Raw genomic sequence first — 25,781 nt, forward strand, 5'->3', positions numbered from 1 at the left:
TGCCTAGGGCAACACTGACACAGTGGGCAAGCTGGCGCCCGATCTGCTCGGGCCGGCCGGACTGGAACTGGCCCGGGCGGTCGAGCAACTGCCCGGCGAGCACGTCATTCCCGGCCGCTCCAGGTTTGGGGCTTCTCCTGTAGCTTCACTATTACACAGGCCTGTGTAATAGTGGGGTTATGAGTGAGCAGGCGGTGGGGTCTCGACGGCCGGTGTTGGCGGCGCGGCCTTTGATCGGGGCGGCGGATGCGGCTGAGTTGGAGGGGGTGTTCAAGGTTTTGGCGAACGACACCAGGTTGCGGTTGCTGCACGCGTTGGTGCGGGACGAGGAGCTGTCGGTGAGTCAGTTGGCCGAGGCCGTCGATCTGCGGGCGCAGGCGGTGTCGAATCAACTTCAGCGGCTGGTCGACAAGGGCATCTTGGCGACTCGCCGGGACGGTAACCGGATCTTCTACCGCATCGAGGACCGCTGCGTCGTCGGTCTGCTCGACCTCGCCTGGTGCCTGTCCGAATCCACCTGAGCCAGTCCTGACCGACTCACCGTTTTCACCACACCAGCGACACCTGAGGAGTTCCGTCATGCCCATTTCCGAGATCCAGCATGCTGAAGTGGCCGATCTGATCGCCAGGGGCGAGGGTGTCCTGGTCGAAGCGCTGCCCGAGGAGGTCTACGCGGAAGGGCATCTGCCGGGCGCGGTGAACATCCGGCCCCGGCGCGTGGTCGAGCTGGCCAAGTCGTTGCTGCCGAACCTGGATGAGCGCATCGTCGTGTACTGCGGCAGTGCGGCATGCGACAGCTCTTTGCGGGTTGCCCAGCGATTGGTCGACCTCGGCTACCACGACGTGCACCGGTATGTCGGTGGGAAGCAGGACTGGGTCGACGAGGGGCGGCCGATCGAGATACCCGTCCGGCCTTCGCTCGACTCATGCTGTTGATACCGGCCGGGCCGATCGGCGTCGCGCCGATCGATACCGCCGCGGCAGCCCGGGCCGCGGACGGTTTCAAGGCGCTGGCCGACCCGGTCCGGCTTCGTCTGCTGTCGGTGATCGCCGGCTGCGGCGATGAGGGCGGGTGTGTTTGCGACCTCTCGAGCGGGTTCACCGTCACTGGCCCGACCATCAGTCACCACCTGAAGGTGCTGCGCCGCAGCGGCCTGGTCGCCACCGACCGGGAGGGGAATCGAATCAACTACCGCGCCGATTTCGAGGCCCTGAACGGTCTTGGCCGGCTGCTCATCCACTCCACTGACTGAGGGAGCATCGTGGCCGGTTCTGTGCTGGATGTGCTGGGCCGTGTCCTTGGCGACGTATGGTCCACGTTCACCCATGTGTGGCCGTTCCTGGCCGCAAGTATCGTCATCGCCTCTGCCTTGGTCGTCTACATCGGCACACACCGGTTGGCGGTCTGGCTGCGGAAGAGCACACCGATCGCTGTCATCGGCGCGGTAGCCCTGGGTGCGGCCACGCCGTTTTGTTCCTGCGGTACCACGGCTGTCGTCCTCGGGGCGCTGGCCTCGCACGTGCCGTGGGCACCAGTGGTGGCGTTCATGGTGGCCTCGCCGTTGACCAGCCCGGAGGAGCTCGTTCTGTCCACCGGCCTGTTCGGCGCACCGTTCGCGCTGACCTTCTTCATCGCCGCGATCGTGCTCGGCCTCGTTGCCGGTCTCGCCACGTTCGCGATCGAGCGCACCGGCTGGCTCGAAGGTCAGGCTCGAATGGCCACTCCAGTCACGTCCTGTACTCCGGCGCCGTCCGGCCAAGCTGCCGCCATGACAGCGTCTTGTGATTCCGGCACCGGAACCTCACCAGGATCTGTCGCGGTTCTCGCCCCGGCGGGATCGCGAGCCGGGTTGGTCGCGCGGCTCAAGATCGGCGAGTTGGCGCGTGAGATTCTCACTACCGGTCGGCGTCTGGCCTTGTTCTTCTTCGGGTTCGCCACCCTGGGCTATCTGCTCATCGAGGCGGTTCCCACGCGGTGGCTCACCGATTACCTTGGCGGCGACTCGTTCTTCGCGGTACCGCTGGCTGCGCTGCTCGGTATCCCGGTCTACCTCAACACCGACGGGTCGCTACCGCTGGTCGCGACCCTGATGGACGGTGGCATGGGTGCTGGTCCGGCGCTGGCGTTCCTGGTGACCGGGGCCGGTACCAGCGTTGGTGCGATCAGCGGCATGCTTCTCATCGCCCGCCGGCGCGTCGTCGCGCTGGTCGTCGGGTCTCTGTACCTCGGGGCCGTCGTGCTCGGCTGGCTAGCGCCACTGTGGCTCTGAGCGTCAGTTGGTGGCGATGCGTCGGTAGCGGAGGACCGCGATCGGGACGGTGAGCACGAGCAGCCCGACGATCCAGGCGATGGCTTGCCAGACGTGCTCCGCAGTTGGGCCGCCGAGCACCAGGGCGCGCAACGCATCGACCGTGACGGTGATCGGGTTGACCTTCGCGAAGGCCTGCAGCCAGCCCGGCATCGTCGCGATGGGGACGAAGGTCGAGCTGGTGAACACCAAGACGATCACCGGCATCAGCCCGACCAGCCCGGCGGTCTCGGCGTCGTGCACCAGCAGGCCCACCAGCGCGTTGATCCAGGAGAACGCGACACCGACCAGCAACGCCAGTCCGATCGCGCCAACGGCTGCCGCGGCACCGGCGTGGAAGCGGAACCCGATCAGATGTCCGACGCCCGTCATCAACAGCAAGACGAACAAGTTGCGCACCGCATCGGCCACCGTCCGCCCGGCCAGTACTGCGGAACGGGTCATCGGCAGCGCGCGGAAACGGTCGATCATCCCGGTGGCCAGATCGTCCGCGATCGCCACCCCGGTCTGGGATGCACCGAACGCGATCGCCAGGACGAAGATCCCCGGCAGCAGGAAGTCGACGTACTGCTCCACTCCTGGCGGGCTGATCGCCCCGCCGAACACCGAGGTGAACAAAACCACGAACAAGACCGGCTGCACCGTGGCGAACGCGATCAACGTCGGAACCCGGACCAGCCGCCGGAGGTTCCGCCCCGTCATTAGGCAGACATCGCTCAGGAGCCACCGCAAACCACGCGAGGTTCCCATCACGAGCTCCGCGTCTCGGCGGGATCTGACGCAGTACGGGGCGATGCCGTCTGGCCGGTGAGCGCAAGGAACACGTCGTCCAGCGACGGCCTTCGCAACGCCAGGTCCGTTACTCGCACATCGTCTGCAGCCAACCGAACTGCCGCGTCCCCGAGTACTGCGGGCCCGTCTGCCACGGGCAGCACCACTCGGCCGTCCTCGGTGTTGATGACCGGTGGTCCGGAGCCGAGGTGTGCGACGGCCGCTGCCACTGCGGCCGGATCGATACCCTGGGCCGCGCGCAACTCGAGCCGAGCGCCACCGACCTGGGCCTTGAGCTGGTCGGACGTTCCGGCCGCGATCACCCGGCCGGCATCGAGGACCGCGATGGTGTCGGCAAGTTGGTCAGCCTCCTCCAGGTACTGGGTGGTGAGCAGGACCGTCGTGCCTTGTGCGGCCAGTGCCTCGATCGCGTGCCACAACCCGATCCGCCCCCGAGGATCCAGTCCCGTGGTCGGTTCGTCCAGGAACTGCACCGAGGGCTGGGCGATCAGGCTGGCGGCGACGTCCAGGCGCCGCCGCATACCTCCCGAATAGCCTCGAAGAACTCGATCTGCTGCCCCGGTCAGGTCGAACGAATCCAGCAGTTCGTCGCCACGCCGGCGCGCGAGGGTGCGGCTCAGGCCGGACAACCGGCCGATCAGCTGCAGGTTCTCCCGGCCGGTGAGGTACGGGTCGACCGCCGCGTACTGGCCCGACAATCCGATCTGCCGCCGCACGGCTGCGGCCTGCCCGACGACGTCCAGGCCCATCACCCGGGCAGTGCCCGCATCCGGCCGCAACAGGGTCGCGAGAATCCGGACCACAGTCGTCTTGCCGGCCCCGTTAGGCCCGAGCAGTCCCAGTACGGTTCCGGCGCGCGCCTCCAGGTCGACGCCGCGCAGAGCATCGATCGATCCGAACCGCTTCACGAGTCCAGCGGCCACGATCGCAGGTTCGCTCATCACGACACCGCCTATAGCTAGGATTACTACCTATCCGATTGTTGTAGGATAACTACTTATGAGGGCGGATGCGCAAGCCTTGAAAGGTCACCTCGACGTTCTGTTGCTGGCCACGCTGGCCGACGGGCCGCGGCACGGCTATGCGATCAAGGAGGCTCTGCGGGACGGCAGCAGCGGCCGCTTCGACCTGCCGACCGGCACGGTCTATCCGGCCATGCACCGGCTCGAGCGAGCTGGACTGATCAGCGGGTCCTGGTCGGTCGTCGACGGGCGCCGCCGGCGCAGCTACCAGCTCACCGCCGATGGCCAGGAGAAGCTTGCCGGTGAACGAGCCAACTGGCGCGAGTTCGCGAGCGCCGTGACGACCCTTTTGGAACCACGCCCCTGGCCGGCCGCGACCTGATCGAGGGGTACCTGGCCGAGCTCGCACGGCGCCTCCCGGTCGAGGCCGTCGAGGAACTGGCCGACGGCCTGGAGGAGACCTTCCAGTGCCAGCTACGTCGCGGCCAGTCGCCGGCTGACGCCGCACGTTCGGCGATCGTTGAATTCGGGCGGCCGCAATTGGTGGCTGCCGCCTTCGCCTGCCATTCCTCAGGACGGCGTACTGCGATCGCTCTGCTGATCAGCGCCCGGCATTCGCCGGTCTCTGGGGCACGACCTTGATCACCGGGCACGCTTGGACCTGGGGAATTCCCGTGGCTGTCGCGGCGACTCTCGGTGTCGTTGCCAGGAGCAACAACCGCGCGACGATCCGGCTCGCAGGGCCGGCCAGCCTGGTGTTGATCCTGCTCGACCTCGGCATGCTCACGGCTGTAGCCCTCGCCGCTCCGGCGATGACCTGGGCGATGGCCTTGGCGGTACCGGCCAGTCTGATTCGCATCGCGCTGGCCGGTCGCAACCTGCCCCGTGTCTTCGTCGGGTAGCAATTGTCAGCGGCTCAGTTGCTGCTTCAATGCGCCTGCGACGAATCTCGCGTTGCGGTGTACGCCGCGGAGGGTGTTCGACGAGAAGGAGCGCTGGAACTCGATGCCGAGGTAGGCGAGGCGGGGATGGGTGGTCGACAGTCCCTGGCGGTGCAGCGGCATTCCGTCTGGGCTGAGCGCTTCGAGGTCTCGTAGGTACGGGAGGTGTGGGCGGTAGCCGGTGGCGAACAGCACCGCGTCTACCTGTTCGTGCTCTCCGCCGGGCCAGACGACGCCGTCAGGGTTGAAGGCGGTGAACATGTCGCGGCGCGGTAGGTTGCCGGACTCGATCGCGGTTCGGTAGATGCCGGTGTCCAGTACCGGTGTTCCGCTGAAAAGGCGTGCCAGTACTGCGGGTGGCAGCAGGTCGAGCTTCAGTTTGTTGAGCCAGAAGTGGATGTCGTGACCGCCGCGGATCTGTGGCAGGTACTGGACTGGCGCTCTGGTGGCTAGGGTCACCTTCGCGACCGAGGCCAGTTCATAGGCGACCTGGATTGCGGAGTTCCCGGCGCCAACGACTACGACCCGGCGGCCGGCGTACGGCTGCGGTGAGCGGTAGTCGGCCACGTGCAGTACCTCGCCGCTGAACAACTCCCGTCCTGGGAGCTCCGGTATGAATGGGTTGCGGAACGAGCCTGATGCGGCGACCACGGCAGAGGCGTGCAGCGTGCTGCCGTCCTCCAGGTGGACGTCGAAACCATTGCCGGCCTGCTCCACGCCGGCCACTGTTGCGCCGGTTCGGATTTCTGCGCTCAGGCTCGCGGCGTACTTCTCCAGGTGGTCCACGACCTCGTCGCGGATCGGGTACCGATCCGGGGCGCCAGCGAACGGCATCCCGGGGAATCCGCTGTAGCGAGCCGGTGAGAAGAGGGTCAGCGAGTCGTAGTACGACGGCCAGGAACCCACCGGCCGGCTCCCGGACTCCAGGACCACCGGCCGTAGTCCCGCATCCAGCAGGGCTCGCGCGCCCGCCAGGCCGGACTGGCCGCCGCCAACAACCACCACAGGTTCAGAAGAGGAAGTCATGGTGACAACATATCTTCATATCCCAATATGACGAAATGACGATACGAGCTAGGCTGGCTCAGGATCGACCGGAGGGACAGCGATGGCCAAGCAGACCGAGACCGATGCGGCTCCCGCGTGCGCTGTGGAGCCGGTCGAGCTCTCCGCGGCGACGCATGACTTCCTCAAAGCCCTGGCGAGTCCGACCCGGCAGCGGATCATGCTGCTGTTCACTCGCGGCGCCGAACTGTCCGTCAACGAGGTAGCCGAGCACGCCGGTATCGGCCAGTCCACCGCATCCCAGCAGCTCGACCTGCTCCGTCGCGGCGGCGTTGTCACCTCGCGCCGCGAAGGCAAAGCCGTCCTGTATCGCGCGGACAAGCAGGGCAGCGCGACGGCGCTCGCGGATTTGCAGGCTTACCTCCAGAGCTGCTGCTGACAGCGTTGACCTCTATATAGACAGATGTGAAGATCGACGCATGTCAAAACCGTCTCGCCGGCTGTCACTCCAGGTGCCGTTGTCGCGGGAGGATGCGGAGTATCGGGCGACGTTGCTGAGTGCGGTTGCCGATCCGGTGCGGTTGCGGTTGATGAGCGTCGTATTGACGCATCCCGCGGGCGAGGTCAGCCGTAGTCAGCTTGCGGCCGAGGCGGACGGGGCACCGACGACGATCAGTCATCACCTGCGGCAGCTGTGTGAGGCGGGGCTGTTGATCCGCGAGCGGCGGCGGTCGTTCACTTTCTATCGGCCGACCCATCACGCGCTGGCGGAGCTGGCGGCCTTGCTCGGGATCGAGGTGGCGGAGCAGAGTTCCGCTCCCGCGCCGGCCAGTCAGAGCCGGGTTTCGATGGACCCTGCTGGAGCGGTGGTGCATCGACAACTCGAACACATCGCTGCCCAGTTGGCGGATCGTTTCGCCGGAATCTTCTCGCCGGAGACGGTCAGGCGGTACGTGGACGAGAGCTACGAGATGCTCGCGTCGCGTTCCCGGATCCGCCGGTTCCTGCCGTCCCTGACGGCGAGCTTCGCGGCGGACCGGCTCAGCGCTCTGGCCAAGGCGAGTGGGAAGAGCAGCGGGTCCGGCAGCGAGGTGTTGTTCGTGTGTGTCCGCAATGCCGGGCGCTCTCAGATGGCGGCCGGCCTGATGAGCCAACTGGCGGGCGACCGGATTCTGGTCAGATCGGCGGGTTCGTTCCCGGTTGCGGCCGTGGATCCCACTGTCATCGCTGCGATGGACGAGGTTGGCGTCTTCCTGGGTGGTACCTATCCGAAGCCGTTGTCCGATGAGGTGGTCAGGGCTGCCGACGTCGTCATCACGATGGGCTGCGGCGACGCCTGCCCCGTCTACCCGGGGAAGCGGTACCTCGACTGGCCGATCGATGATCCTGAAGGCCGGCCGCTGGCGGCGGTGCGGCAGATCCGGGACGAGATCGAACGGCAGGTGCGGGAGTTGCTCAAAGAGCTGCTGTGATCTCCGCCGCTAGGGCGCGTGCGGTCTGGCCTACGCCGATGAGAGTGGCGGAGGCAGGGCCGGTCCAGTCGCCGTACCCGACCAGGTGGAGGCGGGGTTCCTTGACGGCTTGCGTGCCTTCGGCCGCGATGAGGCCGTTGGGTCCGCGGAGGCCGAGGGGCGCGAGATGGTGGAGCGCGGGGCGGAAGCCGGTGCACCAGATGATGGTGTCGACGGTGAGATGGGTGCGGTCGGGCCAGCGGGCGCCCTGTTCGGTGAGTCGGTCGAAGGGGCCACGGGCGTGGAGCGCGTCGCGGTCGCGGGCGGCGCGCACGCTGTCGACCATCACGATGTCGCCCAGGCCCGCGACGCCGCCGGTGTCAGGTCCGCCCGCCTCGCGAGTGCGACGGCGGTTGGTGGCGATCTCGAAGAGTGCGCGCCCGTCGACGTCGTCGGGCAGGAAGCGTGGCGGGCGAAGGGTCACCCAGGTGGTGTCGGCGACCTCGGACACCTCGGCGAGGATCTGGGCCGCGGAGTTGCCGCCGCCGACGATCATCACCCGCTCACCGGCGAAGTCAGAAGCCTGCCGGTACTGCGCTTTGTGCAGTTGGCGTCCGCCGAAGTGGCCGGGGTACGTCGGCACGAACGGTCTGGACCAGGTTCCGGTCGCGGACACGATGTGCTCAGCGATCCAGTCGCCGTGAGCGGTGGACACGACGAGACGGCCGCGGTAGCCGTACTGGACTGACGACACCCGGACTCCCCGCAGTACGGAGAGTTGATAGCGCTCCTCATAGCGGGTCAGGTAGTCGACCACATGAGCCGCCAACGGATAGCCGCTGTCCGCAGTCCCGGCGGGCATCATCCAGCCTGGCAGCGACGAATGCTGGGTCGGTGAGAAGGTCCGGAGAGTCGGCCACATCTGCGCCCAGGCACCACCGGGTTGCTCGGCCGCATCGAGAATCACGAAGTCCTCACCGGGAACCAGGCCGGCGCGGCGCAGGTAGAACCCGGTGGCCAGGCCTGCCTGGCCACCGCCGATGACCACCACGCGCACCTCGCGCGGTGGTCCCGCTGGCTGGTTCAGTTGACCGGGTCGGTGGACGGGACGAGCTCGGCGAGGAGTGCGCGGACGCGGGTGTCGATCTCGTCGCGGATCGGCCGCACAGCGTCGATGCCCTGGCCTGCCGGGTCTTCGAGCTTCCAGTCGAGGTACTGCTTGCCCGGGTAGTAAGGGCATTCGTCGCCGCAGCCCATCGTGATGACGACGTCGGAGGCCTTGACGGCGTCATCGGTGAGCGGCTTCGGGAACTCCTTGGAGATGTCCAGGCCCAGCTCGGCCATCGCCTCGACGACTGCCGGGTTGAGCTGGTCGGCTGGCTGCGAGCCCGCGGACCGGACGACGACACGCCCGGCGCCATGGTGGTCCAGCAGCGCGGCGGCCATCTGCGAGCGGCCGGCGTTGTGGATGCAGACGAACAAGACTTCGGTGATGCTGTCAGACACGGGAAGCACTCCTTGCAGCGGTGTTAGTTGACGGTTTCGGGGTAGAAGCGCCGCTTGGCCCAGAGTGACACGTAGACCAGAGCGACCAGGACCGGTACCTCGATCAGAGGCCCGACGACACCGGCCAAGGCCTGTCCTGAGGTGACGCCGAAGGTGCCGATCGCGACGGCGATGGCGAGTTCGAAGTTGTTGCCTGCGGCAGTGAAAGCGAGGGTGGCGGTCTTGGCGTAGCCGAGGCCGAGACGGTGGCCGAGGGCAAAGGAACCGCCGAACATGAGGAGGAAGTATGCGAGCAGCGGCAGGGCAATTCGTACTACGTCGAGCGGCCGGCTGGTGATCGCGTCGCCTTGCAGGGCGAACAGCATGACGATCGTGAAGAGCAGCCCGTACAGGGCGATCGGGCCGATCTTCGGGAGGAAGCGGCCTTCGTACCAGTCGCGGCCCTTGGCGCGTTCGCCGAGTGTCCGAGTGAGGTATCCAGCAAGAAGTGGAATGCCGAGGAAGACCAGCACACTCAGCGCGATCGCCCCGACGGAGAACTCCGCGCTCGTGGTCTCGAGTCCGAGCCAGCCCGGCAGGATCTGCAGGTAGAACCAGCCGAGTGCCGCGAACGCGATGATCTGGAAGACAGAGTTGATCGCGACCAGCACTGCGGCCGCTTCCCGGTCCCCGCAGGACAGGTCGTTCCAGATCAGCACCATCGCGATACACCGGGCCAGGCCGACGATCACCAGACCAGTCCGGTACTCCGGGAGGTCCGGCAACAGCAACCAGGCCAGCGCGAACATCAATGCCGGGCCGAGAACCCAGTTGAGCACCAGCGACGCGATCAGGAGGCGGCGGTCACCGGTGACGCGGGCTGTCTCGGTGTAGCGGACCTTGGCGAGCACCGGGTACATCATCAGTAGCAGCCCGATCGCGATCGGAAGGCTCACGGAGCCGACCTTGACCGCGTCGAGGGCGTCGTCCAGGCCGGGGATGACGCGGCCGAGGAGCAGCCCGGCGCCCATGGCCAGCAGGATCCAGACGGCCAGAAACCGATCCAGGAAGGAGAGCTTGGCGACGACCGATCCGTCGTCGGTGGTCCTGGTCTCGGCTACGAGGTCGCTCACAGATTCAGCTCCAGTTGGTCGGCGTTCGGGGCGGTCACGAGACGTGCGTCAGTTCGGCCAGCAGGGCGCGAACGCGGGTGTCGATGTCGTCACGAATCCGGCGGACGACATCGGCAGGCTGACCGGCTGGGTCGTCGATGGTCCAGTCGTAGTACCGCTTGCCTGGTAGGACGGGGCACGCGTCGCCGCATCCCATGGTCACCACCACATCGGCCGCGCGGACGACGTCGTCGGTCAGCGGCTTCGGGTAGGCCTCGGCAATCGCGATGCCGAGCTCGTTCAGCAGCGGAGCGACAGGTTCCTCGATGTCACCCGCGGGTTGCGATCCGGCTGAGCGGACGACCACTTTGCCTTCGGCGTGGTGGCTGAGCAGGGCTGCGGCCATCTGGGAGCGGCCGGCGTTCGCCACGCACAGGAACAGCACCTGCGGCACAGGGCTCGTCACCGCGCCCTTGGCGTGAGCCAAGGCGGTCAGTCGGTCGCCCGCGAAGTGCTCAGCCAGTGCGGGCAGGTGGCGCTGTACCTTGGCGGTGCGGAAGAGCGCGACGTACGACTCGTGCACGTAGCGGTCGACGGTCTCGGGGCTGAAGACGCCGGCGAAACGGTCCGAGAGCCGTTCCGCGGCGCGCGTCAGTACGGTGTCGACATCGAGAAGAGCGAGGTCTTCTGCGGTGGTGGGCATGGCGAAACTCCTGACGGTCGGCCGCTGGCGCGGCCCACATTGATGTACGTCGATGAACAGCAGGTGAAGCGGGCTCGTCAGACCGCGGCCGGCACCGACAGCAGCGTCGAAACCCAGGTCAGGCGCTCCGGCAGCGGCCAGTAGTAGACCCAGGTGCCGCGGCGCTCACAGTCGACCAGGCCCGCCTCGCGGAGGACTCGCAGGTGATGCGAGATGGTGGGCGCGCTGACGTCGAAGTAGCCGGTGATGTCGCACACGCAGACCTCTTTGCCGGCGGAGGCGATGATCGACATCAGGCGGAGCCGAATCGGGTCCGAGAGGGCCTTGAAGACGGCTGCGCCCTCGCCGGCGGCGGCAGAATCCAGCGCCGCAACCATGATCGGCGTACAGCACCCGCCGCTGCGTTCCTCGAGAATCTGCTGCTTCGACATGCGTCTATCTTGACTCTTGTCGAAACAGGATGCAAGGTGGGGACCGCTGATTAGATGAAGATCAATGTTGTCCCGGCGGTGACAGCCGCCCGGCGGCGGGGAGGTCGTGATGGTGAAGCTCTTGCAGCGGTTGACCCGCACCCGGGGGCGAGTGGACTTCTGCGACGCATGCGGCCAGGTATGCACGCCGTCCTGCCGTGCGGAAGCACAACGTAGCCGGGCCCGCAGCAGCGTGACGTACCGCCAGTTCCCTTACTGACCACCACGGAGGTTGACAGACATGAACGCAGAGACACCGACAGGCGGCTTCGCAAGCAGCCCGACGGAAGCCTTCAATCCGCCCGCAGCAGGAAGCTGTTGCGGCAGCTCGCCGAGCAGCGAGTCAATTGCGGAGGCAGCGGGCGGTTGCTGTGGAACCGATACGCCGGTTGCGGCGGGCAGTTGCTGCGGTTCGACGGCGGCTGCTGAGCCTGTCGCCGGCAGTGGGTGCTGCGGATGACCACGGCGTCGCCGGGGCCGCTCGTGGCCAAGGCTGCCGGTCTCGACGACGCCTCCGCTGACCGGATGATGGCAACCATCAACGAGTTGGCCGCCGACCGGTACGCCGGTCGCCGGGTCGGGACCGCCGGTGGTCAGGCTGCCGCGCAGTGGCTGGCAGACCGCCTGCAACAGATCGGCGCATCCGTTGCTTTGGACAACTTCACTGTCCCGGGGGTGAAGGAACTCCAGGCCACTCCGAGCGTGATCTACAACGGTCGGCCGTTGGCGCACCGGCGCGACTTCGCCGAACAGCTCACCTCGAGTGCGGTGATCGAACCGTTGTCCGGTCTGCTGACCTCAGAAGCTGCGGAGTCGTGGCAAGACCGCTGGGTCGTCGTGAAAGCTGCCGACGAAGCGACAATCACTCGCGCTTCGTCGGAGGGTGCGGCCGGACTGCTGGTTCCTCGGGGAGTCGATGAGGCCGGCTGGATGCCCAAGATGATCGCGGGACCGGCAACCGGCCAAGTTCCCATCGTGTCGATCCGCACCGACCTTCACGCCGGGCTGGCCGGTGAGGTGACCGTGACGATGCCCCTGCACACGATCACCGCGACCGGCACCAACGTGTACGGCCGCTTCAGTCGTCCCGGCGCCGTGCCTGTCTTGCTGACCGCCCATTACGACGGGGTGGGTGACGACCCGGAGCAGCGACTGCCTGCGGCCGCCGACAACGCTTCTGGTGTTGCCGTTGTCCTCGAGACAGCACGCATCCTCGCCGATGAACCTGGTGTCGCGCTGACCGTCGCGTTTCTCGATGGTGAGGAGGCGGGTGCCCGAGGCTCGGCTCACCACGCGCCTCAAGTCGAGGCCGGCACCTATGTGATCAATATCGACGGCGCGGCCCAGCTCGGTGCTGCTGCTGCTGTCGAGGCAGGCGGTCCGGCCGAACCGCTCCTGGCCGCCATCGATCAGGCCGGCCGCCAGACCGGCGTAGCGTTGCGGGCCGGCGCGATGGCATCCGACAACCGCCGCTATGCCGCGGCAGGGCTACCTGCCGTCGGGATCGGGATGGGCATGCCCGGTTACCAGACCCCCGCCGAGACACCGGATCGCGTCGATCCAGGAACTCTGCTTGCTTCGGCCGGCCTCGTGCTGGCCACAGTTCGACAGCTGGTCGAAACCCCTGCACAGCTTGGAGAAACTCAATGAACCTCGTGGTGAAAGACCTGCCGGTCGTGGTGATCGGCGCAGGTCCTGTCGGACTCGCCGCCGCTGCCCATCTGGCCGAGCGTGGCCTGGACTTCGTCGTACTGGAGTCAGGTCCGAACGTGGCCGCGGCGATCGACGAATGGCGGCACGTCAAGCTCTTCAGCCCGTGGCGCTACGACATCGACAGCGCTGCCCGGCGCCTGCTCGAGCGGGCGGGCTGGACCGCGCCCGACCTGGAGACCCTGCCCACCGGCGGCGACCTGATCGACTCCTATCTCGGCCCGTTGGCCAAGGCCCCGGAGCTAGCCGACCACATCCGGTACGACGCTCAGGTGGCCGCCGTCACCCGAGTCGGCTTCGACCGGCTCCGTACTGCGGGCCGCGAGGAGGCGCCCTTCCTCGTCAGGCTCGCCGACGGCAGCGAGATCCTCGCCGGCGCCGTGATCGACGCAGCCGGGACCTGGCGCCGCCCGAACGTCCTGGGTGGTTCCGGAATCCCCGCCGGGGGTGAGGCCGAAGTCGCCGACGACATCTCGCGTGCTCTGCCCGACGTGCTCGGCCGTGATCGGGACCGCTTCGCCGGCCGCCGTACGGCGGTAGTCGGCGCGGGCCACTCCGCTGCCACAACTCTGCTCGACCTCGGCGATCTGGCCGACCAGGTTCCGGGGACGGAGGTCGTCTGGGTGGTGCGAGGCGCAGACCAGGCTCGTACGTATGGCGGCGGGGCCGACGACGAGTTGCCGGCCCGCGGTGCGCTCGGTTCCCGACTGAAGAATCTGGTTCGGTCCGGCCAGGTGGAACTGGTCAGCAGCTTCCGGATCGAGGCCGCGACGAGAACTCCGGACGGTCGGGTCGAGCTTTCGGCGGGGGAGCGACGCGTCGTGGCGGACACCGTCGTCAACTCGACCGGCTTCCGGCCGGACCACGAGGTCGTCTCCGAGTTGCGGCTCGACCTGGACCCGATCCTCGGATCGACCCGTGCGCTGGCGCCGCTGATCGACCCGAACCAGCACTCCTGCGGCACGGTTCCGCCGCACGGTGCCGAAGAGCTGGCGCACCCGGAGCAGGGCTACTACGCGATCGGTGCGAAGTCGTACGGCCGGGCGCCGACGTTCCTGCTGGCGACCGGGTACGAGCAGGCCCGCTCGGTGGTCGCGGCGCTGGCCGGTGACTGGGAGGCTGCTCGCGATGTGCAACTCAACCTGCCGGAAACCGGCGTCTGCTCTTCCAACCTCGCCGTCGACGACGCTTCGGAGGAGGCCTCCGGTGGGTGCTGCGGTCCGGCTCCGCAGGCGGTCTCGATCCCCGCACCAGCCGGTCGCGGGCTGGCGACGGGGATCAGCGGAGGTCTGCTGACCGTGACCGAGACCAAGCCGACCGACCAGTCGGGCTGCTGCAGCTGATGCCCTCTCGCGAGGCCGTGGCCACCGTTCCCGATTCCGCTGGGGTCGGGAGCGGTGGTCCGCATCGCCTCGTGGCCGCTCTGGCTGTCACCCAGACAGTCGGTTACGGCGTTCTGTACTACGCGTTCAGCGTGTTGCTAGGTCCGATGAGTCGCGACCTCGGCATCTCGACGGCCACGGCTGCCGGCGCCCTCACGGCGGCGGTCCTCGTCAGCGGGCTGATGTCGGTCCCCGTCGGTCGCTGGCTCGATGCACGCGGCGGTCACGCGCTGATGACCGCCGGCTCGCTACTCGGCGCGGCATCCGTCCTGGCATGGTCGCAGGTCAGCACGGTCGTCGAGCTCTACGCCGTTTTCGTCGCGATCGGTGCTGCCTCGGCAATGGTCCTGTACGAACCGGCGTTCGCGGTGGTGGTCGCGGTCGCGGCACCTGCTCAGCGTGCGAAGGCGCTGCTCGGCATCACCTTGGTGGCCGGCTTCGCCAGTACCATCTTCATCCCGCTCACCGGCCAGCTGGTCCAGGCCTTCGGCTGGCGTCAGACGTTGCTGGTCCTGGCGGGTTTGCTCGCCTTCATCACCGTCCCGCTACACGCGGCAGCGTTACGCCGTACCGGCCCGCGGGGCGCGCATGCAGCGCCGCGGGCAGCCGCGTCGCCGAGCCGGGTCCTGCGGGATCCAGGCTTCTGGTTGGTGGCCGTCGCGTTCGTCCTGCACAGCGCGGCCCTGGCGGTGATCGCGATCCATCTTGTTCTCTACCTCATCAGTCTCGGCCACTCACCCGCCTTGGCTGCGACCCTCGCCGGGCTTCTCGGTCTGCTCTCGGTCACCGGCCGCGTCGTCGCCACGGTTTCCCAGCGGTGGTTGCCCATGGCCACTACCACCGCCGGCATCCTGGTCATCCAAGGGGCCGCGATCTCGCTACTACCACTCGCCGGCCGGCACCTCGCCGGTGCTATCGCCTGTCTCGTCCTCTTCGGGCTCGGCTTCGGTGTCGCCTCGATCGCCACCCCCGCGATCCTGCTCGATCGCTACGGGTCCACCGGTTACGCGACAATCGCGGGCACGCTCGCAACGCCCGTACTGATCGCCCGCGCCGCCGCGCCACTTGGCGGAGCGCTCCTTGCAGCGACAGCCGGCTACCGGCCTCTTGTACTTTTCGTCGCGGCTGCCTGCATCATCGCCGGGGTGTTGTTGGCCCTCGTCCGGCAGCTACCTCCGATGGGTGCGTAGGAGCCAAGCGATCACGTTCCGCGGGCAGGGATTCCGAGCCTCGACCGTCACGGCATCGACCTCATCACCTGACCACGAACCCCGCACGTCAACGAGACATTCGAAGGGTGCTGATCGTTCTATCAGAACGCTGTCCCCAGCCCGCAAACGGGCGGATTAGCTGATCCCGTACAGCCGGAAGGTCGTTTCTGAGATCATCGGGTCTACCTCGGACGGCAATCAGCGAGGGGCCGGCCGGATACTGGCCCTGTACAGCAACGACAGGGTTCGGAGGGATCAGTGACCGGGTCGGCGATCATCCCGCCAACGTCAGCACCGGTAGCGCGCTCGCTCCCGCTCGCGCTGGCCACAGGCGCTTTGATCGGAGTGCTGGGCGGGATGATCGGCTTGGGCGGAGCCGAGTTCCGGCTCCCGCTGCTGATCGGCCTGTTCGGTTTTATCGCCCTACAGGCGGTGATCGTGAACAAGGCGATGAGCCTGATCGTGGTGCTCACCGCGCTACCCGCCCGGCTGCTGGCGGTTCCTCTGGACGATGTCAGTTCGCAGTGGGCCGTGGTGGCGAACCTGCTCGCGGGCAGCCTGGTCGGCGCCTGGATCGGGGCAACCTGGGCCACCAGGATGCGGTCAGCGACCCTCTACAAGGTCCTTGCCGTCCTGCTGGTCGTCATCGCGGCCGCGCTCGCCGGATCCCATCTGGGGCCCGTGGGCACCCTCGAGCTCCCAGCACCGGTCAGGCTCATCGTGGGCCTGGTCGCCGGCGTGGCGATCGGGGTCGTGGCCGCGCTCATGGGAGTGGCTGGCGGCGAACTGCTGATCCCCACGATCGTGCTGCTCTACGGCATCGACATCAAGCTCGCCGGAAGCCTGTCGCTGGCAGTCTCGCTGCCCACCATGCTGGTCGCGTTCGCCCGCTATTCCCAAGACTCCAGCTTCGAGATCCTGCGCAGCAACAAGACTTTCGTGCTGACCATGACGGCCGGCTCGATCGCCGGAACACTGATCGGCGGTCTGCTGCTCAACGTGGTCCCCGCCGTCGTGATCGTCCCGCTCCTGGTCGCGCTCCTCCTGGCCTCAGCGATCAAAGTCTGGCGCCACCAATGACCCCGGAATCCACCCCGGTGAAACAATCGGAGGTCTCGTTGTCGCTCTGCCAGAGGATGGCGAACACGACTCACCCCTAGTTCGTCCACACCTCGGCGGCGAGCCGGATCGTGGCGGGGCCAAGGCGGTCATCGACACAAAGTCGAGCTGTCGAGGCCGGCACCGCCGAACCAAGGACTGGATCGGAACGAGAGTTGCGATCACGGGGTTAGGCTGCGCTCGACGTTCTGAAGTATCGCAATCGGACGAGTCGGTAGATGACACCGGCGGCGAAGAGCGCGAGACCGCCGATCACGGCAGCGATGGGAAGGGTGGCGACCAGCACGACGCAGCCAACGGCTCCGAGGATCTGCAGGGGGCGGGGGAAGCGGCGCTGATCGGCGGGCTGGGTGAATGCCGACAGGTTGGCGATGAGGTAGTAGATGAGCACGCCGAAGGATGAGAACCCGATCGCTCCGCGCAGATCGACGAGGAGTACGACGACACTGACTACAACGGCGAGGGCCATCTCGGCGTGGTGCGGAACCCGGAACCGGGGATGTACCGCGGCCAGCCAGCCGGGCAGATCGTGTTCTCTGGCCATGGCGAGGCTGGTGCGGCCGATGCCGGCGATCAAGGCCAGGAGCGCGCCAAGCGCTGCCGCGGCCGCACCGACCCGGGCCACCGGTGCTGCCGAGGCCCAGCCCGAGGCGGAGACGACCTCGGCCAGTGGGGCAGGAACGGTGGCGAGGCGCTCCGGGCCGAGCACCGACAGCGCGCTGGTGCCGACCAGGGCGTAGACGACCACGGTGATGGCCAGGGCGATGAGGACTGCGCGGGGGATGGTGCGTTGCGGGTCGCGGACCTCTTCCCCCATGGTGGCGATCCGTGCGTAGCCGGCGAAGGCGAAGAACAGTAGGCCTGCCGACTGCAGGATCCCGTACCAGCCGCCGTCGGGGGTGGCCCAGCCGGCCAGGTGGCCGCTGTCCGCGGCACCGCCGAGCAGGCTGGCGGCCACCACCACGGTCAGGGCGATCAGGACGATCGTGATCAGGATCCGGGTCAGCCGAGCGGTCCGGGTGATGCCGCGATAGTTGACCGCGGCTAGACCGAGCACCGCCGCTACCGCGACCGGTTTACGCCACGCCTCCGGGACAGCGTAGGCGGCAAAGGTCAGCGCCATCGCAGCACACGAGGCGGTCTTGCCGACCACGAACCCCCAGCCGGCAAGGAATCCCCACCAGTCACCGAGGCGCTCCCGGCCGTAGACATACGTGCCGCCGGACGTCGGATAGGCAGCGGCCAGCTGAGCCGAGGAGGTGGCGTTGCAGTACGCCACCACCGCAGCCACGGCCAGGCCGATCAGTAGTCCTGCGCCGGCAGCCGCGGCAGCCGGCGCGAACGCTGCGAATACCCCGGCACCGATCATCGAACCCAACCCGATCAGCACCGCATCCAACGTGCCCAACCGCCGCGCCAGGCCCGACGGGGCTGCGTCTCCGGTCTGACCTGAGCTGTCGCTGTGGCTCACGTGTGCCCTCTCCGCGGTTTCTTGAACTGGTCGTCATCGCTGCCGGCGAGATCGGTCCCCACCCTGCTGACGATGACTTCGCCAGCGAGTTCGGCGACGGCGCGCCGCCCCTCGGCGAGCATCGCCTCGCCGGCATCGGTGATCCGGTACAGCCGGCGAGTCTTGCCGTTCACCACCTCATGACGCGAGGTCAGCAAGCCCTCGTCCTGCAACCGGTGCAGCGTCGGATACAGCGTGCCCGCGGAGATCTGGTACCCGTGCCGAGCAAGCTCCGCCGTCATCCACGCGCCGTGGATCTCCTCCTCGGCAGCGTGATGCAGGATGTGGAGCCGTGCCGCGCCTCGCAGGAACTCCTTCATCACGCCACTGCCCCATCGACACGAACCGTCACTGCCGTGCCGTTCCTGCCGCACGACCTCGGTCGCCATCGACCGCCCTCAGAACTCTGATATCGGAATCCGACACCAGCACACCATAGGGGAGTCCTTCTTCAACCGTGGTCAGTGGCTCTGGAATCGGCCGGTCGGCCGGGCGCGGCTCGCGACAGGGCACAGCGGAGGCGCGCTGACGGGGGTGGTTACCGCGGGGCTGGTAGTTCGCCGGTGACGAGGAAGATGACGCGTCGGGCCATGGAGACGGCGTGGTCGGCGATGCGTTCGTAGTACCGGCCGAGTAGGGCGATGTCGACGGCGACCTCGACGCCGTGGGGCCAGGAGTCGTCCATCATCAGGCGGAACTGGTTGCTGCGGAGCTTGTCCATCTCGTCGTCGGTGGATTCGAGCCGGTAGGCGGCGTCTACGTCGCGCGTCTGGATGACGTCCCCGGCCTGGTTGACCATCCGCTCGGCGACCCGTCCCATGTCCGCGATCACGCCCTGGAGTTCGGCCGGGATGGCGGGTGCTGGGTAGCGCAGGCGGGCGATCTTGGAGACGTGGGCGGCCAGGTCGCCCATCCGCTCCAGGTCGGCGACCATCCGCAGCGCGGCGACCAGCATTCGCAGTTCGTTGGCGACCGGGGCCTGGCGGGCCATCAGGTCGAACACCTTCGCCTCAACGGCCTCACCGCTGACATCGAGTTGGGAGTCTGCGGCGATCACTTCTTCGGCGGTTCCGAGGTCGGCGGTAAGCAGCGCGCTGGTCGAACGCCGTACCGCGGTCGACACACTGCGGGTCATGCGTTCGAGCTCGACCAGGATTTCGTCGAGCTGCTCGTGGTAGGTCTCGCGCATAGTGTCTGCCTCCGCTGACGGTGTGGGTTAGCGCGCGGCGAGCCAGGCCTGCGCGGCTAGCTGGACGGCGTCCCAGGGACTGCCCAGCGGTGGGGTGTAAGACAGGTCGAGGTCGAGCAATTGGTCGACGGTCAGGCCTTGGTGGAGTGCGACGGCGTAGGTGTCGACGCGCTTGGCGATCTCGGCGCCGTGAGTCCCGACGAGCTGAGCGCCGAGGAGCCGGCCCGTACTGCGGTCGCCGGTGATTCGGATCTGGATGGGAGTTGCGCCGGGGTAGTAGCGCTTGTGGTCGTCGGCGGTGGTTTGGACGGTCAGCGACTCGTATCCGGCAGCACCCGCCTCCGTGTCTCGAAGGCCGGTTGCGGCGACTACCCGGTCGAAGACCCGGACGACCTGAGTGCCGACGATGCCGGCGAACTCCCGGTCGCCACCGGCCGCGTTCTCGCCCGCAACTCGGCCCTGCTTGTGGGCGGTTGTGCCAAGCGGAACGTAGGCGGGCTCCGCCAGCAGCACGTGATGTGTGTGCACGCAGTCTCCGGCGGCCCAAATGTCCGGGAGGTTCGTCCGCATCCGTCGGTCGACGAGGATGCTGCCGTGCGAGTCGGTCTCGATGCCGGCCGAAGCGGCCAGCGCGCTGTCCGGTTTGACACCACTGACGACCAGTACGGCGTCGCCCCGGCGGGTTCCGTCTTCGGCGGTCACGACCAGATGATCGCCGTCGCGCTGGATCTCGTCCACAGTGGTGCCGCAGCTGACCTCGACGCCATGCCTGACCAGTTCGGCGGTGATCTCGTCGGCGAGTTCGCGGTCGAGGGTGCGGGGGAGCACCGTGTCGAGGCGCTCGAGGAGCGTGACGTTCAGACCGCGGTTGACCAGTGCCTCGGCCATTTCGATGCCGATGTAGCCGGCGCCGATGATGATCACCTGCCGGGCGCTCCGGCGTACGAGGTCGGCGTCGAGCCGGCGGGCGTCGTCGATGGTGTGCAGCAGGTGCACTCCATCGTCGGGTCCCAGGTTGTCGAGGCCTGCGATGGATGGCCGGAGCGGCTCTGCGCCGGTGCCGATCACCAGCCGGTCGTAGCTCAGGTCGACCGGCCCGTCGTCGGTAGTCGCGCTGACGATCTTGGCCTCAGGATCAATGGCGGTGGCCCGATGGTTGGTGCGCAGGTCGATGCCAGTCGCTTCGATCTCGGCGTTGGTGCGGTGTGCCAGGACCTGCCAGGCGGGCACTTCCCCGGACAGGTGGTAGGGGATTCCGCAGATCGAGAAGTTCGGATAGACGTCCGCGACCAGCATTGTGACCTCGGTCTCGGGCGAGTGCTCCCGCACCCTCAGGGCTGCACTCACGCCGGCGTCGCTTCCGCCGATCACCAGTACCCGCACAGACCTCAGCTCCCGTCGTCTCCGCCCGGCGATCGTGCCGGATCACGCCAGGCCACCAGGCCGGATCGAATGTTGGTGGCCTTTGGCATCATCATCCGGCGAACTCTTCGCTGACGCCGGATGCCGCGCCAGCTGCCTCGGGGCGGGTCACCGGCTCGATTTCGGGGACGCTGAACTGGAAGCCGAGGCCACGGACGGACCGGATCCAGCGGGGATTCTGGTCGTCGTCGCCGAGTCGTTTGCGCAGCCGCATGATGTGGACGTTGAGGGTGTTACTGCGGACCGATGACCCTTGCCCCCAGACCGCGTCGAGAACTTCTTGGCGGGTGATGAGCGCGCCGAGCCGTTCGGCGAAGAACCGCAGTAGCAGGAACTCCATCGGCGGTAAATCGATCAGCTTGCCGTCCAGCCACATCTGCGGAACGGCGCCGTCGACCCGGAGGCGGCCAAGATCGATCGCCAACGGCCTGAGCTCGACCTGATGCGCGGTCGGGGACAACGAGTTGACTAGGGCAAGCAGTTCGCGAACCCGATAGGGCCGCGGTATCACCGCACTGGCGCCGGCATGGTGGGCGCGGACGGTGAAGTCGGCACTGTCCGCGCCGGCGCCGACCACGATGGGAAGTTGCGGGTCGTCGGTGCGAACGATGGTGAGGAAGTCGATCGGGTCCAGCAGCCCGCCGCCCGGGCCGAGAATGACCACGTCGGGACACAGTCGGCCGACGTATAGGAGTGCCTCGGCGGGCTCCGCGCATACGTGCAGTTCGACAGGCTGACCTTCGATCGCCTTGACGAACTGGCCGACCTCCTCGCCGTTGTCGACGAGCAGTACGGCGACTCGGTGATGGACTTTGCCGGTTCCGGACATGCATGCCCGGCGCCGGGCATGGAACTGGGAGTTGTCCGACTCCCACGCGTTCACCATCGAACTGGTCATCTTTAGCCGAACCGGCCGGTGATGTATGCCTCGGTGCGCTTGTCGGCGGGGTTGCCGAAGATCTTGCCGGTGAGGTCGTACTCGACCAGCCGGCCGGTGCGTTGTCCTTGTTCGTCGGCCGCGGCGGTGAAGAACGCGGTCCGGTGCGAGACGCGGGCGGCCTGCTGCATGTTGTGGGTGACGATGATGATCGTGTAGGTCTTGGCCAGGTCGACCATCAGGTCTTCGATCTTGGCGGTGGCGATCGGGTCCAGCGCCGAGCACGGCTCGTCCATCAGGATGACCTCGGGGCTGGTGGCGATCGTCCGGGCGATGCACAGCCTTTGCTGCTGTCCGCCGGACAGGCCGAAGGCGCTCTGCTTGAGTTTGTCCTTGACCTCGTCCCACAGAGCCGCGCCCCGCAGGGCTTGCTCGACGACGTCGTCCATGTTGTCTGTCTTCATCCCGGTGACGCGGGGGCCGTAGGCAACGTTGTCGTAGATCGACTTGGGGAACGGGTTCGGTTTCTGGAACACCATCCCGATCCGGCGCCGTACCTCGATCACGTCCACCTCGGGCGCGTACATGTCGGCGCCGTGGAACGTCACGTCACCGAAGACGTGAGCGCCGGGGACCAGGTCGTTCATCCGGTTGAGGCACCGCAGTACGGTCGACTTGCCGCAGCCGGACGGGCCGATCAGCGCGGTGATCTCCTTGCTGCCGAACAGCAGGTCGACTCCCGACACCGCGCGGAACTTGTCGTAGAAGACCTCGAGGTTCCGCAGCTCGATCACGCCGTCAGGTTCTCCGGCGGGGGTTTTCTGGTTGCGTCCGCCCAGATCGACCTGGATTCCGTGGGGTGCGCCTGGTATGCCGACGGTCTCGGGGACGGTGGCCAGGTCTGGTTCGACGTGCGTCATGTGGTGGTCTCCTGAGGTGTCCACGCTCACCAGCTGCGCTGGTAGCGGTTGCGCAGCCAGATCGCGACGGCGTTCATGGCCAGCAAGACGACGATGAGCAACAAGATCGCGGAGTAGGCAAGGTCGCGGAACGCGTCACGGTCCTGGGGAACGAGGTTGAAGATCTGCACGGGCAGGGTCGTGTACCTCGACAGCAAGCCGTCGGGGTTGAAGGTGACGAAGGTGGTGGCGCCGACCAGGATCAGCGGGGCCGCCTCGCCGATCGCCCGCGACATCGCCAGGATCGAACCCGTCGCGATCCCCGGCACGGCGGCGGGCAGAACTTGCCGCCAGGTGGTTTGCCACTGGGTCGCGCCGAGCGCAAGGGAACCGTCCCGGATCTCTTGCGGTACTGATCGCAACGCCTCCCGGGTGGTGATGATGACAACCGGCAGGATCAACAGAGCCAGCGCGATACCGCCCGCCAGGACGACCGCGCCGATGGACACCGGGCCGCGGACGACGAAGCCGAGGGTGAGGATTCCGTAGATCACCGCGGGAACGGCAGCGAGGTTCTGAATGTTGAGCTCAATCGCCCGGTTCCACCACTTCAGGGGATTGGCGTACTCCTCCAAATACACCGCGGCGGCGATCCCCAGCGGCATCGCGATCAGTCCCGTGATGGCGCCGACCCACAGCGTGCCGAACAGTGCGGACTGGACTCCGGCGGTCTCGGCGCGGATCTTCGACGGCTGGTTGGTGAGCAGGTTGAGATCGAGTCGGGCGACGCCCTTTTGGACGATGACCGCCAGGATGAAGAAGAGGAAGACGCAAATCAGAGCCAGGCACAGCCACAGTACGGCGGCGAACACGGCCGAGGTGACCCCGTCGCGGCCATGCTTGCCGCGCAGGGACTCTGCGGCGGCCTCGGACGTGGGTGTTGTCATGGTTGTGGTCATCAGTAGGCCTGCCTGTACTTGCGCACCAGTCGGATGCTGACCAGGTTGATCAACAAGGTGATCGCGAACAGCAAGGCCCCGACCGCGAACAGCGAGTAGTAGACGGGTAAGCCCTGGGGCGCATCGCCGCTGGCGATCTGGGCGATGAACCCGGTCATGGTCTGGGAACCCTCACGGGGGTCGAAGGTCAGGTGGGCCCTACTGCCGGCCGCGATGGTGACGATCATCGTTTCGCCGACAGCCCGGGAGATCCCCAGCACGATCGCCGCGACGATGCCGGACAAGGCGGCCGGGAACACCACTCGCAGGGTGGTCTTCATCCGGTTCGCGCCGAGCGCGTAGGACCCTTGGCGCAGCGCCAGCGGCACCGCGGACATCGCGTCCTGGCTCAGTGATGCGACGGTGGGCACGATCATGAAGCCCATGACGATGCCGGGCGAGAGCATGTTGTGGATGGTGTTGAACTGCACCAGGTTCGCCAGGATCGGCGTGAACACGGTCAGCGCCATGAAGCCGTAGACGACCGTCGGGATTCCGGCGAGCACCTCGAGGATGGGCTTGAGCACCTTACGGACCCGCTCGGAGGCGTACTCGCTCAGGTAGATGGCCGCACCCAGGCCGAGCGGCACGGCGACCAGCAAGGCGATGATGGTGATGATGAAGGTGGCCACGACCAGTGGCAGCACGCCCCAGGACTTGTCGTCCCAGGTGAACTTGTCACCGAATCCACCGGTCCACTCGGTGCCGAACAGGAAGTCGCCCAGCCCTACGTGGGTGAAGAACGTGACCGTCGGTGCCAGCAGCGACACCACGATCCCGATCGTCACCGCGACTGACAGCCACGCGGCGCCGATCAGCAGCACCTTGATGACACGCTCGCCATGGCGGGGGTTTTGCTGTCTGAGATCGACCGCGGGGCCCCGCCAGGCGGGCGGGCGGCCCCTCCTCGCGGAGGAACCACCCGTCGCGGTAGTCGCCGTCGAGTCCGGCATGGTCACGAACCGGCCGCCTGGGCCTTCAGCTTGTCCAGCTCGGCCTTCGCCTTGGTCTTCTGCTCGTCGGTCAGCGGCACGAACTTGGCGGCCTCGACGATCTCCTGGTTCTTCTCCAGGTAGAACTCGACGAACGCCTCGACCTGCTTCTTGGCCAGCCCCTTGTTGGAGGGGTAGATGAACAGCGGCCGCGCCAGCGGCGTGTAGCTGCCGTCCTGCGCGGCGGCCACGGAAGGCTCGACGCAGCCCTTGCCGCCGTCGATCTTGACCGCCTTCAGCTTGGCGGCGTTCTCCTCGAAGTAGGAGAACCCGAAGTAGCCCAGAGCACCCTTGGCGCCGGAAACACCCTGCACCGTGACGTTGTCGTCCTCGGTCGGGTTGTAGTCGGTGCGGCTTTTGCCTTCTTTGCCGTTGATCTCAGCGGTGAAGTAGTCGAAGGTGCCCGAGTCCGACCCAGCGCCGTACAGCGGCAGCGGCTCCTTCGGGAACTTCGGGTCGACCTGGTCCCAGGTCTTCACCTTCGAGCCGGGCTCCCAGATCTTCTTCAGCTGGGCGACGGTCAGGCAGTCGGCCCAGTTGTTCTCCTTGTTCACCACGACGGTGAGGGCGTCGTTGGCGATCTGGAGCTCGGTGAACTTCACGCCTTTGTCGGCGCAGAGCTTCTTCTCCTGGTCCTTGATCGGCCGGGACGCGTTGGAGATGTCGGTTTCGCCGGCGCAGAACTTCTTGAAACCACCACCGGTGCCGGAGGTGCCGACGGCGACGTCGACGCCCTTCTGTTCCTCCTTGAACAGCTCGCCTGCGGCAGCGGTGAGCGGCTCGACGGTGCTGGAGCCGTCGACTACCACCTGCCCGGAAAGGGCCTCGCCGCTGTTTCCCCCCGCGGCGGGCGTTTCGTTGTTGCCGCCACACGCGGACAAGGCGAGTAGGGCAGCCGCCGAGACGGCGAGGTAACGCATGTGTTTGACCGGGCGGATGACCACCGGGCAACCCTCCAGAGTTGGGCCCCGACACCGTCGGGACGCAGTGACTCGTCACGCGTTCACGTAACAACTAGATCGAAGATCTTCGATGTAAACACCGGGTGAACGAGAGGTGATCACGCGCCTTCAGATAGACGAATGTCGATGTAGTGTTCGCGTAGGTAGTGGCCCGCCTCCGTTCGGTGACGGGCAGTTGGTCGTTCATCTGATGGCCACCGACTCGTCACCGGCAACTACATAGATGAGTGGCTATGTAATTGTTAGCGTCGCGGCGACCGCTCAGAAACCGTTCTCCTTG

At 67.1% G+C, this 25,781-nt stretch carries 29 protein-coding genes; 12 read left to right on the forward strand and 17 right to left on the reverse strand.

Annotated features, from left to right (window positions below; translation table 11 throughout):
* The first annotated feature begins 179 nt into the window (after window positions 1-179).
* From ACLQ2O_RS14865 to ACLQ2O_RS14880, 4 genes are read left to right on the forward strand one after another with little or no spacing between them, the layout of a single operon-like run.
* On the forward strand, window positions 180-521 hold the full coding sequence (locus ACLQ2O_RS14865; RefSeq protein ID WP_425831481.1) for an ArsR/SmtB family transcription factor: 342 nt from the start codon (window positions 180-182) through the stop codon (window positions 519-521).
* 58 nt (window positions 522-579) lie between these two features.
* The gene (locus ACLQ2O_RS14870) at window positions 580-936 is read left to right on the forward strand and encodes a rhodanese-like domain-containing protein (RefSeq protein WP_425831483.1); all 357 of its coding nucleotides are present in this window, start codon (window positions 580-582) and stop codon (window positions 934-936) included.
* Window positions 927-1,253 carry an ArsR/SmtB family transcription factor gene (locus ACLQ2O_RS14875; protein ID WP_425831485.1) on the forward strand — a complete coding sequence of 109 codons (327 nt, stop codon included), beginning with the start codon at window positions 927-929 and terminating at the stop codon, window positions 1,251-1,253. Before ACLQ2O_RS14870 ends, ACLQ2O_RS14875 begins: the two co-directional genes overlap by 10 nt.
* A gap of 9 nt (window positions 1,254-1,262) precedes the next feature.
* Entirely contained in the window at window positions 1,263-2,270 is a 1,008-nt protein-coding gene (locus ACLQ2O_RS14880) for a permease (protein WP_425831487.1), read from the forward strand.
* Window positions 2,271-2,273: 3 nt separating this feature from the next.
* On the opposite strand, the gene ACLQ2O_RS14885 is transcribed toward ACLQ2O_RS14880, so the two are convergent.
* Window positions 2,274-3,011 (reverse strand): ABC transporter permease, encoded by a 738-nt coding sequence (locus ACLQ2O_RS14885; protein WP_425831489.1) that lies wholly within the window; start codon window positions 3,009-3,011, stop codon window positions 2,274-2,276.
* A 47-nt stretch (window positions 3,012-3,058) separates the two neighbouring features.
* Window positions 3,059-4,042: an ATP-binding cassette domain-containing protein gene (locus ACLQ2O_RS14890; protein WP_425831491.1), complete on the reverse strand. Its 984-nt coding sequence runs from the start codon at window positions 4,040-4,042 to the stop codon at window positions 3,059-3,061.
* Between the two features lie 58 nt (window positions 4,043-4,100).
* Here ACLQ2O_RS14890 and ACLQ2O_RS14895 point away from each other — a divergent pair, with 58 nt between their 5' ends.
* Together ACLQ2O_RS14895 and ACLQ2O_RS14900 are read left to right on the forward strand one after the other, a co-directional pair.
* Window positions 4,101-4,445, forward strand: coding sequence for a PadR family transcriptional regulator (locus ACLQ2O_RS14895; protein ID WP_425831493.1), 345 nt, complete (start codon window positions 4,101-4,103; stop codon window positions 4,443-4,445).
* 292 nt (window positions 4,446-4,737) lie between these two features.
* Window positions 4,738-4,965 carry a hypothetical protein gene (locus ACLQ2O_RS14900; protein WP_425831495.1) on the forward strand — a complete coding sequence of 76 codons (228 nt, stop codon included), beginning with the start codon at window positions 4,738-4,740 and terminating at the stop codon, window positions 4,963-4,965.
* A gap of 6 nt (window positions 4,966-4,971) precedes the next feature.
* Here ACLQ2O_RS14900 and ACLQ2O_RS14905 read toward each other — a convergent pair whose 3' ends face one another.
* Window positions 4,972-6,030, reverse strand: coding sequence for a flavin-containing monooxygenase (locus tag ACLQ2O_RS14905; RefSeq protein WP_425831497.1), 1,059 nt, complete (start codon window positions 6,028-6,030; stop codon window positions 4,972-4,974).
* Between the two features lie 82 nt (window positions 6,031-6,112).
* Between ACLQ2O_RS14905 and ACLQ2O_RS14910 the strand changes: the two genes are divergently transcribed.
* On the forward strand, window positions 6,113-6,448 hold the full coding sequence (locus ACLQ2O_RS14910) for an ArsR/SmtB family transcription factor (protein ID WP_425831499.1): 336 nt from the start codon (window positions 6,113-6,115) through the stop codon (window positions 6,446-6,448).
* Between the two features lie 40 nt (window positions 6,449-6,488).
* Window positions 6,489-7,481: a three-helix bundle dimerization domain-containing protein gene (locus ACLQ2O_RS14915; RefSeq protein ID WP_425832612.1), complete on the forward strand. Its 993-nt coding sequence runs from the start codon at window positions 6,489-6,491 to the stop codon at window positions 7,479-7,481.
* Here ACLQ2O_RS14915 and ACLQ2O_RS14920 read toward each other — a convergent pair.
* The 5 genes from ACLQ2O_RS14920 to ACLQ2O_RS14940 all read right to left on the reverse strand — a co-directional run bounded on the left by ACLQ2O_RS14920 (window position 7,465) and on the right by ACLQ2O_RS14940 (window position 11,191).
* A complete protein-coding gene (locus ACLQ2O_RS14920; RefSeq protein WP_425831501.1) occupies window positions 7,465-8,508 on the reverse strand; it encodes an ArsO family NAD(P)H-dependent flavin-containing monooxygenase in 1,044 nt (347 codons plus the stop codon). The two genes, ACLQ2O_RS14915 and ACLQ2O_RS14920, sit on opposite strands and share 17 nt — an antisense overlap.
* 35 nt (window positions 8,509-8,543) lie before the next feature.
* Window positions 8,544-8,966, reverse strand: coding sequence for an arsenate reductase ArsC (locus tag ACLQ2O_RS14925; RefSeq protein WP_425831503.1), 423 nt, complete (start codon window positions 8,964-8,966; stop codon window positions 8,544-8,546).
* 23 nt (window positions 8,967-8,989) lie between these two features.
* Window positions 8,990-10,078 (reverse strand): ACR3 family arsenite efflux transporter, encoded by a 1,089-nt coding sequence (gene arsB, locus ACLQ2O_RS14930; protein WP_425831505.1) that lies wholly within the window; start codon window positions 10,076-10,078, stop codon window positions 8,990-8,992.
* A 34-nt stretch (window positions 10,079-10,112) separates the two neighbouring features.
* On the reverse strand, window positions 10,113-10,760 hold the full coding sequence (locus ACLQ2O_RS14935) for a three-helix bundle dimerization domain-containing protein (RefSeq protein WP_425831507.1): 648 nt from the start codon (window positions 10,758-10,760) through the stop codon (window positions 10,113-10,115).
* A 77-nt stretch (window positions 10,761-10,837) separates the two neighbouring features.
* Window positions 10,838-11,191 carry an ArsR/SmtB family transcription factor gene (locus ACLQ2O_RS14940; RefSeq protein ID WP_425831509.1) on the reverse strand — a complete coding sequence of 118 codons (354 nt, stop codon included), beginning with the start codon at window positions 11,189-11,191 and terminating at the stop codon, window positions 10,838-10,840.
* Between the two features lie 585 nt (window positions 11,192-11,776).
* On the opposite strand from ACLQ2O_RS14940, the gene ACLQ2O_RS14945 reads away from it, so the two are divergent.
* From ACLQ2O_RS14945 to ACLQ2O_RS14960, 4 genes are all read left to right on the forward strand, one after another.
* On the forward strand, window positions 11,777-12,880 hold the full coding sequence (locus tag ACLQ2O_RS14945; RefSeq protein ID WP_425831511.1) for a M28 family metallopeptidase: 1,104 nt from the start codon (window positions 11,777-11,779) through the stop codon (window positions 12,878-12,880).
* On the forward strand, window positions 12,877-14,283 hold the full coding sequence (locus ACLQ2O_RS14950) for an FAD-dependent oxidoreductase (RefSeq protein WP_425831513.1): 1,407 nt from the start codon (window positions 12,877-12,879) through the stop codon (window positions 14,281-14,283). Before ACLQ2O_RS14945 ends, ACLQ2O_RS14950 begins: the two co-directional genes overlap by 4 nt.
* Window positions 14,283-15,512 carry an MFS transporter gene (locus ACLQ2O_RS14955; protein WP_425831515.1) on the forward strand — a complete coding sequence of 410 codons (1,230 nt, stop codon included), beginning with the start codon at window positions 14,283-14,285 and terminating at the stop codon, window positions 15,510-15,512. The genes ACLQ2O_RS14950 and ACLQ2O_RS14955 overlap by 1 nt, the downstream gene beginning before the upstream one ends.
* A 279-nt stretch (window positions 15,513-15,791) precedes the next feature.
* A complete protein-coding gene (locus ACLQ2O_RS14960; RefSeq protein WP_425831517.1) occupies window positions 15,792-16,613 on the forward strand; it encodes a sulfite exporter TauE/SafE family protein in 822 nt (273 codons plus the stop codon).
* A gap of 208 nt (window positions 16,614-16,821) precedes the next feature.
* Here ACLQ2O_RS14960 and ACLQ2O_RS14965 read toward each other — a convergent pair whose 3' ends face one another.
* The 9 genes from ACLQ2O_RS14965 to ACLQ2O_RS15005 all read right to left on the reverse strand — a co-directional run bounded on the left by ACLQ2O_RS14965 (window position 16,822) and on the right by ACLQ2O_RS15005 (window position 25,459).
* A complete protein-coding gene (locus ACLQ2O_RS14965; protein ID WP_425831519.1) occupies window positions 16,822-18,051 on the reverse strand; it encodes an APC family permease in 1,230 nt (409 codons plus the stop codon).
* Between the two features lie 68 nt (window positions 18,052-18,119).
* Window positions 18,120-18,551, reverse strand: a complete 432-nt coding sequence (locus ACLQ2O_RS14970; protein ID WP_425831521.1) for a PadR family transcriptional regulator — start codon at window positions 18,549-18,551, stop codon at window positions 18,120-18,122.
* A 149-nt stretch (window positions 18,552-18,700) separates the two neighbouring features.
* Complete coding sequence (gene phoU / locus ACLQ2O_RS14975; RefSeq protein WP_425831523.1) at window positions 18,701-19,351, reverse strand: phosphate signaling complex protein PhoU; 651 nt, start codon at window positions 19,349-19,351, stop codon at window positions 18,701-18,703.
* A gap of 27 nt (window positions 19,352-19,378) precedes the next feature.
* Entirely contained in the window at window positions 19,379-20,734 is a 1,356-nt protein-coding gene (locus ACLQ2O_RS14980; protein ID WP_425831525.1) for an FAD-dependent oxidoreductase, read from the reverse strand.
* Window positions 20,735-20,825: 91 nt separating this feature from the next.
* On the reverse strand, window positions 20,826-21,671 hold the full coding sequence (locus ACLQ2O_RS14985; protein ID WP_425831527.1) for a response regulator transcription factor: 846 nt from the start codon (window positions 21,669-21,671) through the stop codon (window positions 20,826-20,828).
* A gap of 2 nt (window positions 21,672-21,673) precedes the next feature.
* On the reverse strand, window positions 21,674-22,570 hold the full coding sequence (pstB, locus tag ACLQ2O_RS14990; RefSeq protein ID WP_425831529.1) for a phosphate ABC transporter ATP-binding protein PstB: 897 nt from the start codon (window positions 22,568-22,570) through the stop codon (window positions 21,674-21,676).
* A gap of 26 nt (window positions 22,571-22,596) precedes the next feature.
* Entirely contained in the window at window positions 22,597-23,508 is a 912-nt protein-coding gene (gene pstA / locus ACLQ2O_RS14995) for a phosphate ABC transporter permease PstA (RefSeq protein ID WP_425831531.1), read from the reverse strand.
* Window positions 23,508-24,500, reverse strand: a complete 993-nt coding sequence (gene pstC / locus ACLQ2O_RS15000) for a phosphate ABC transporter permease subunit PstC (RefSeq protein ID WP_425831533.1) — start codon at window positions 24,498-24,500, stop codon at window positions 23,508-23,510. Before pstC ends, pstA begins: the two co-directional genes overlap by 1 nt.
* 2 nt (window positions 24,501-24,502) lie before the next feature.
* On the reverse strand, window positions 24,503-25,459 hold the full coding sequence (locus ACLQ2O_RS15005) for a PstS family phosphate ABC transporter substrate-binding protein (RefSeq protein ID WP_425831535.1): 957 nt from the start codon (window positions 25,457-25,459) through the stop codon (window positions 24,503-24,505).
* Between the last annotated feature and the right edge of the window lie 322 nt (window positions 25,460-25,781).

The sequence above is a fragment of the Kribbella sp. DT2 genome (assembly GCF_049844575.1).
Taxonomy (GTDB): domain Bacteria; phylum Actinomycetota; class Actinomycetes; order Propionibacteriales; family Kribbellaceae; genus Kribbella.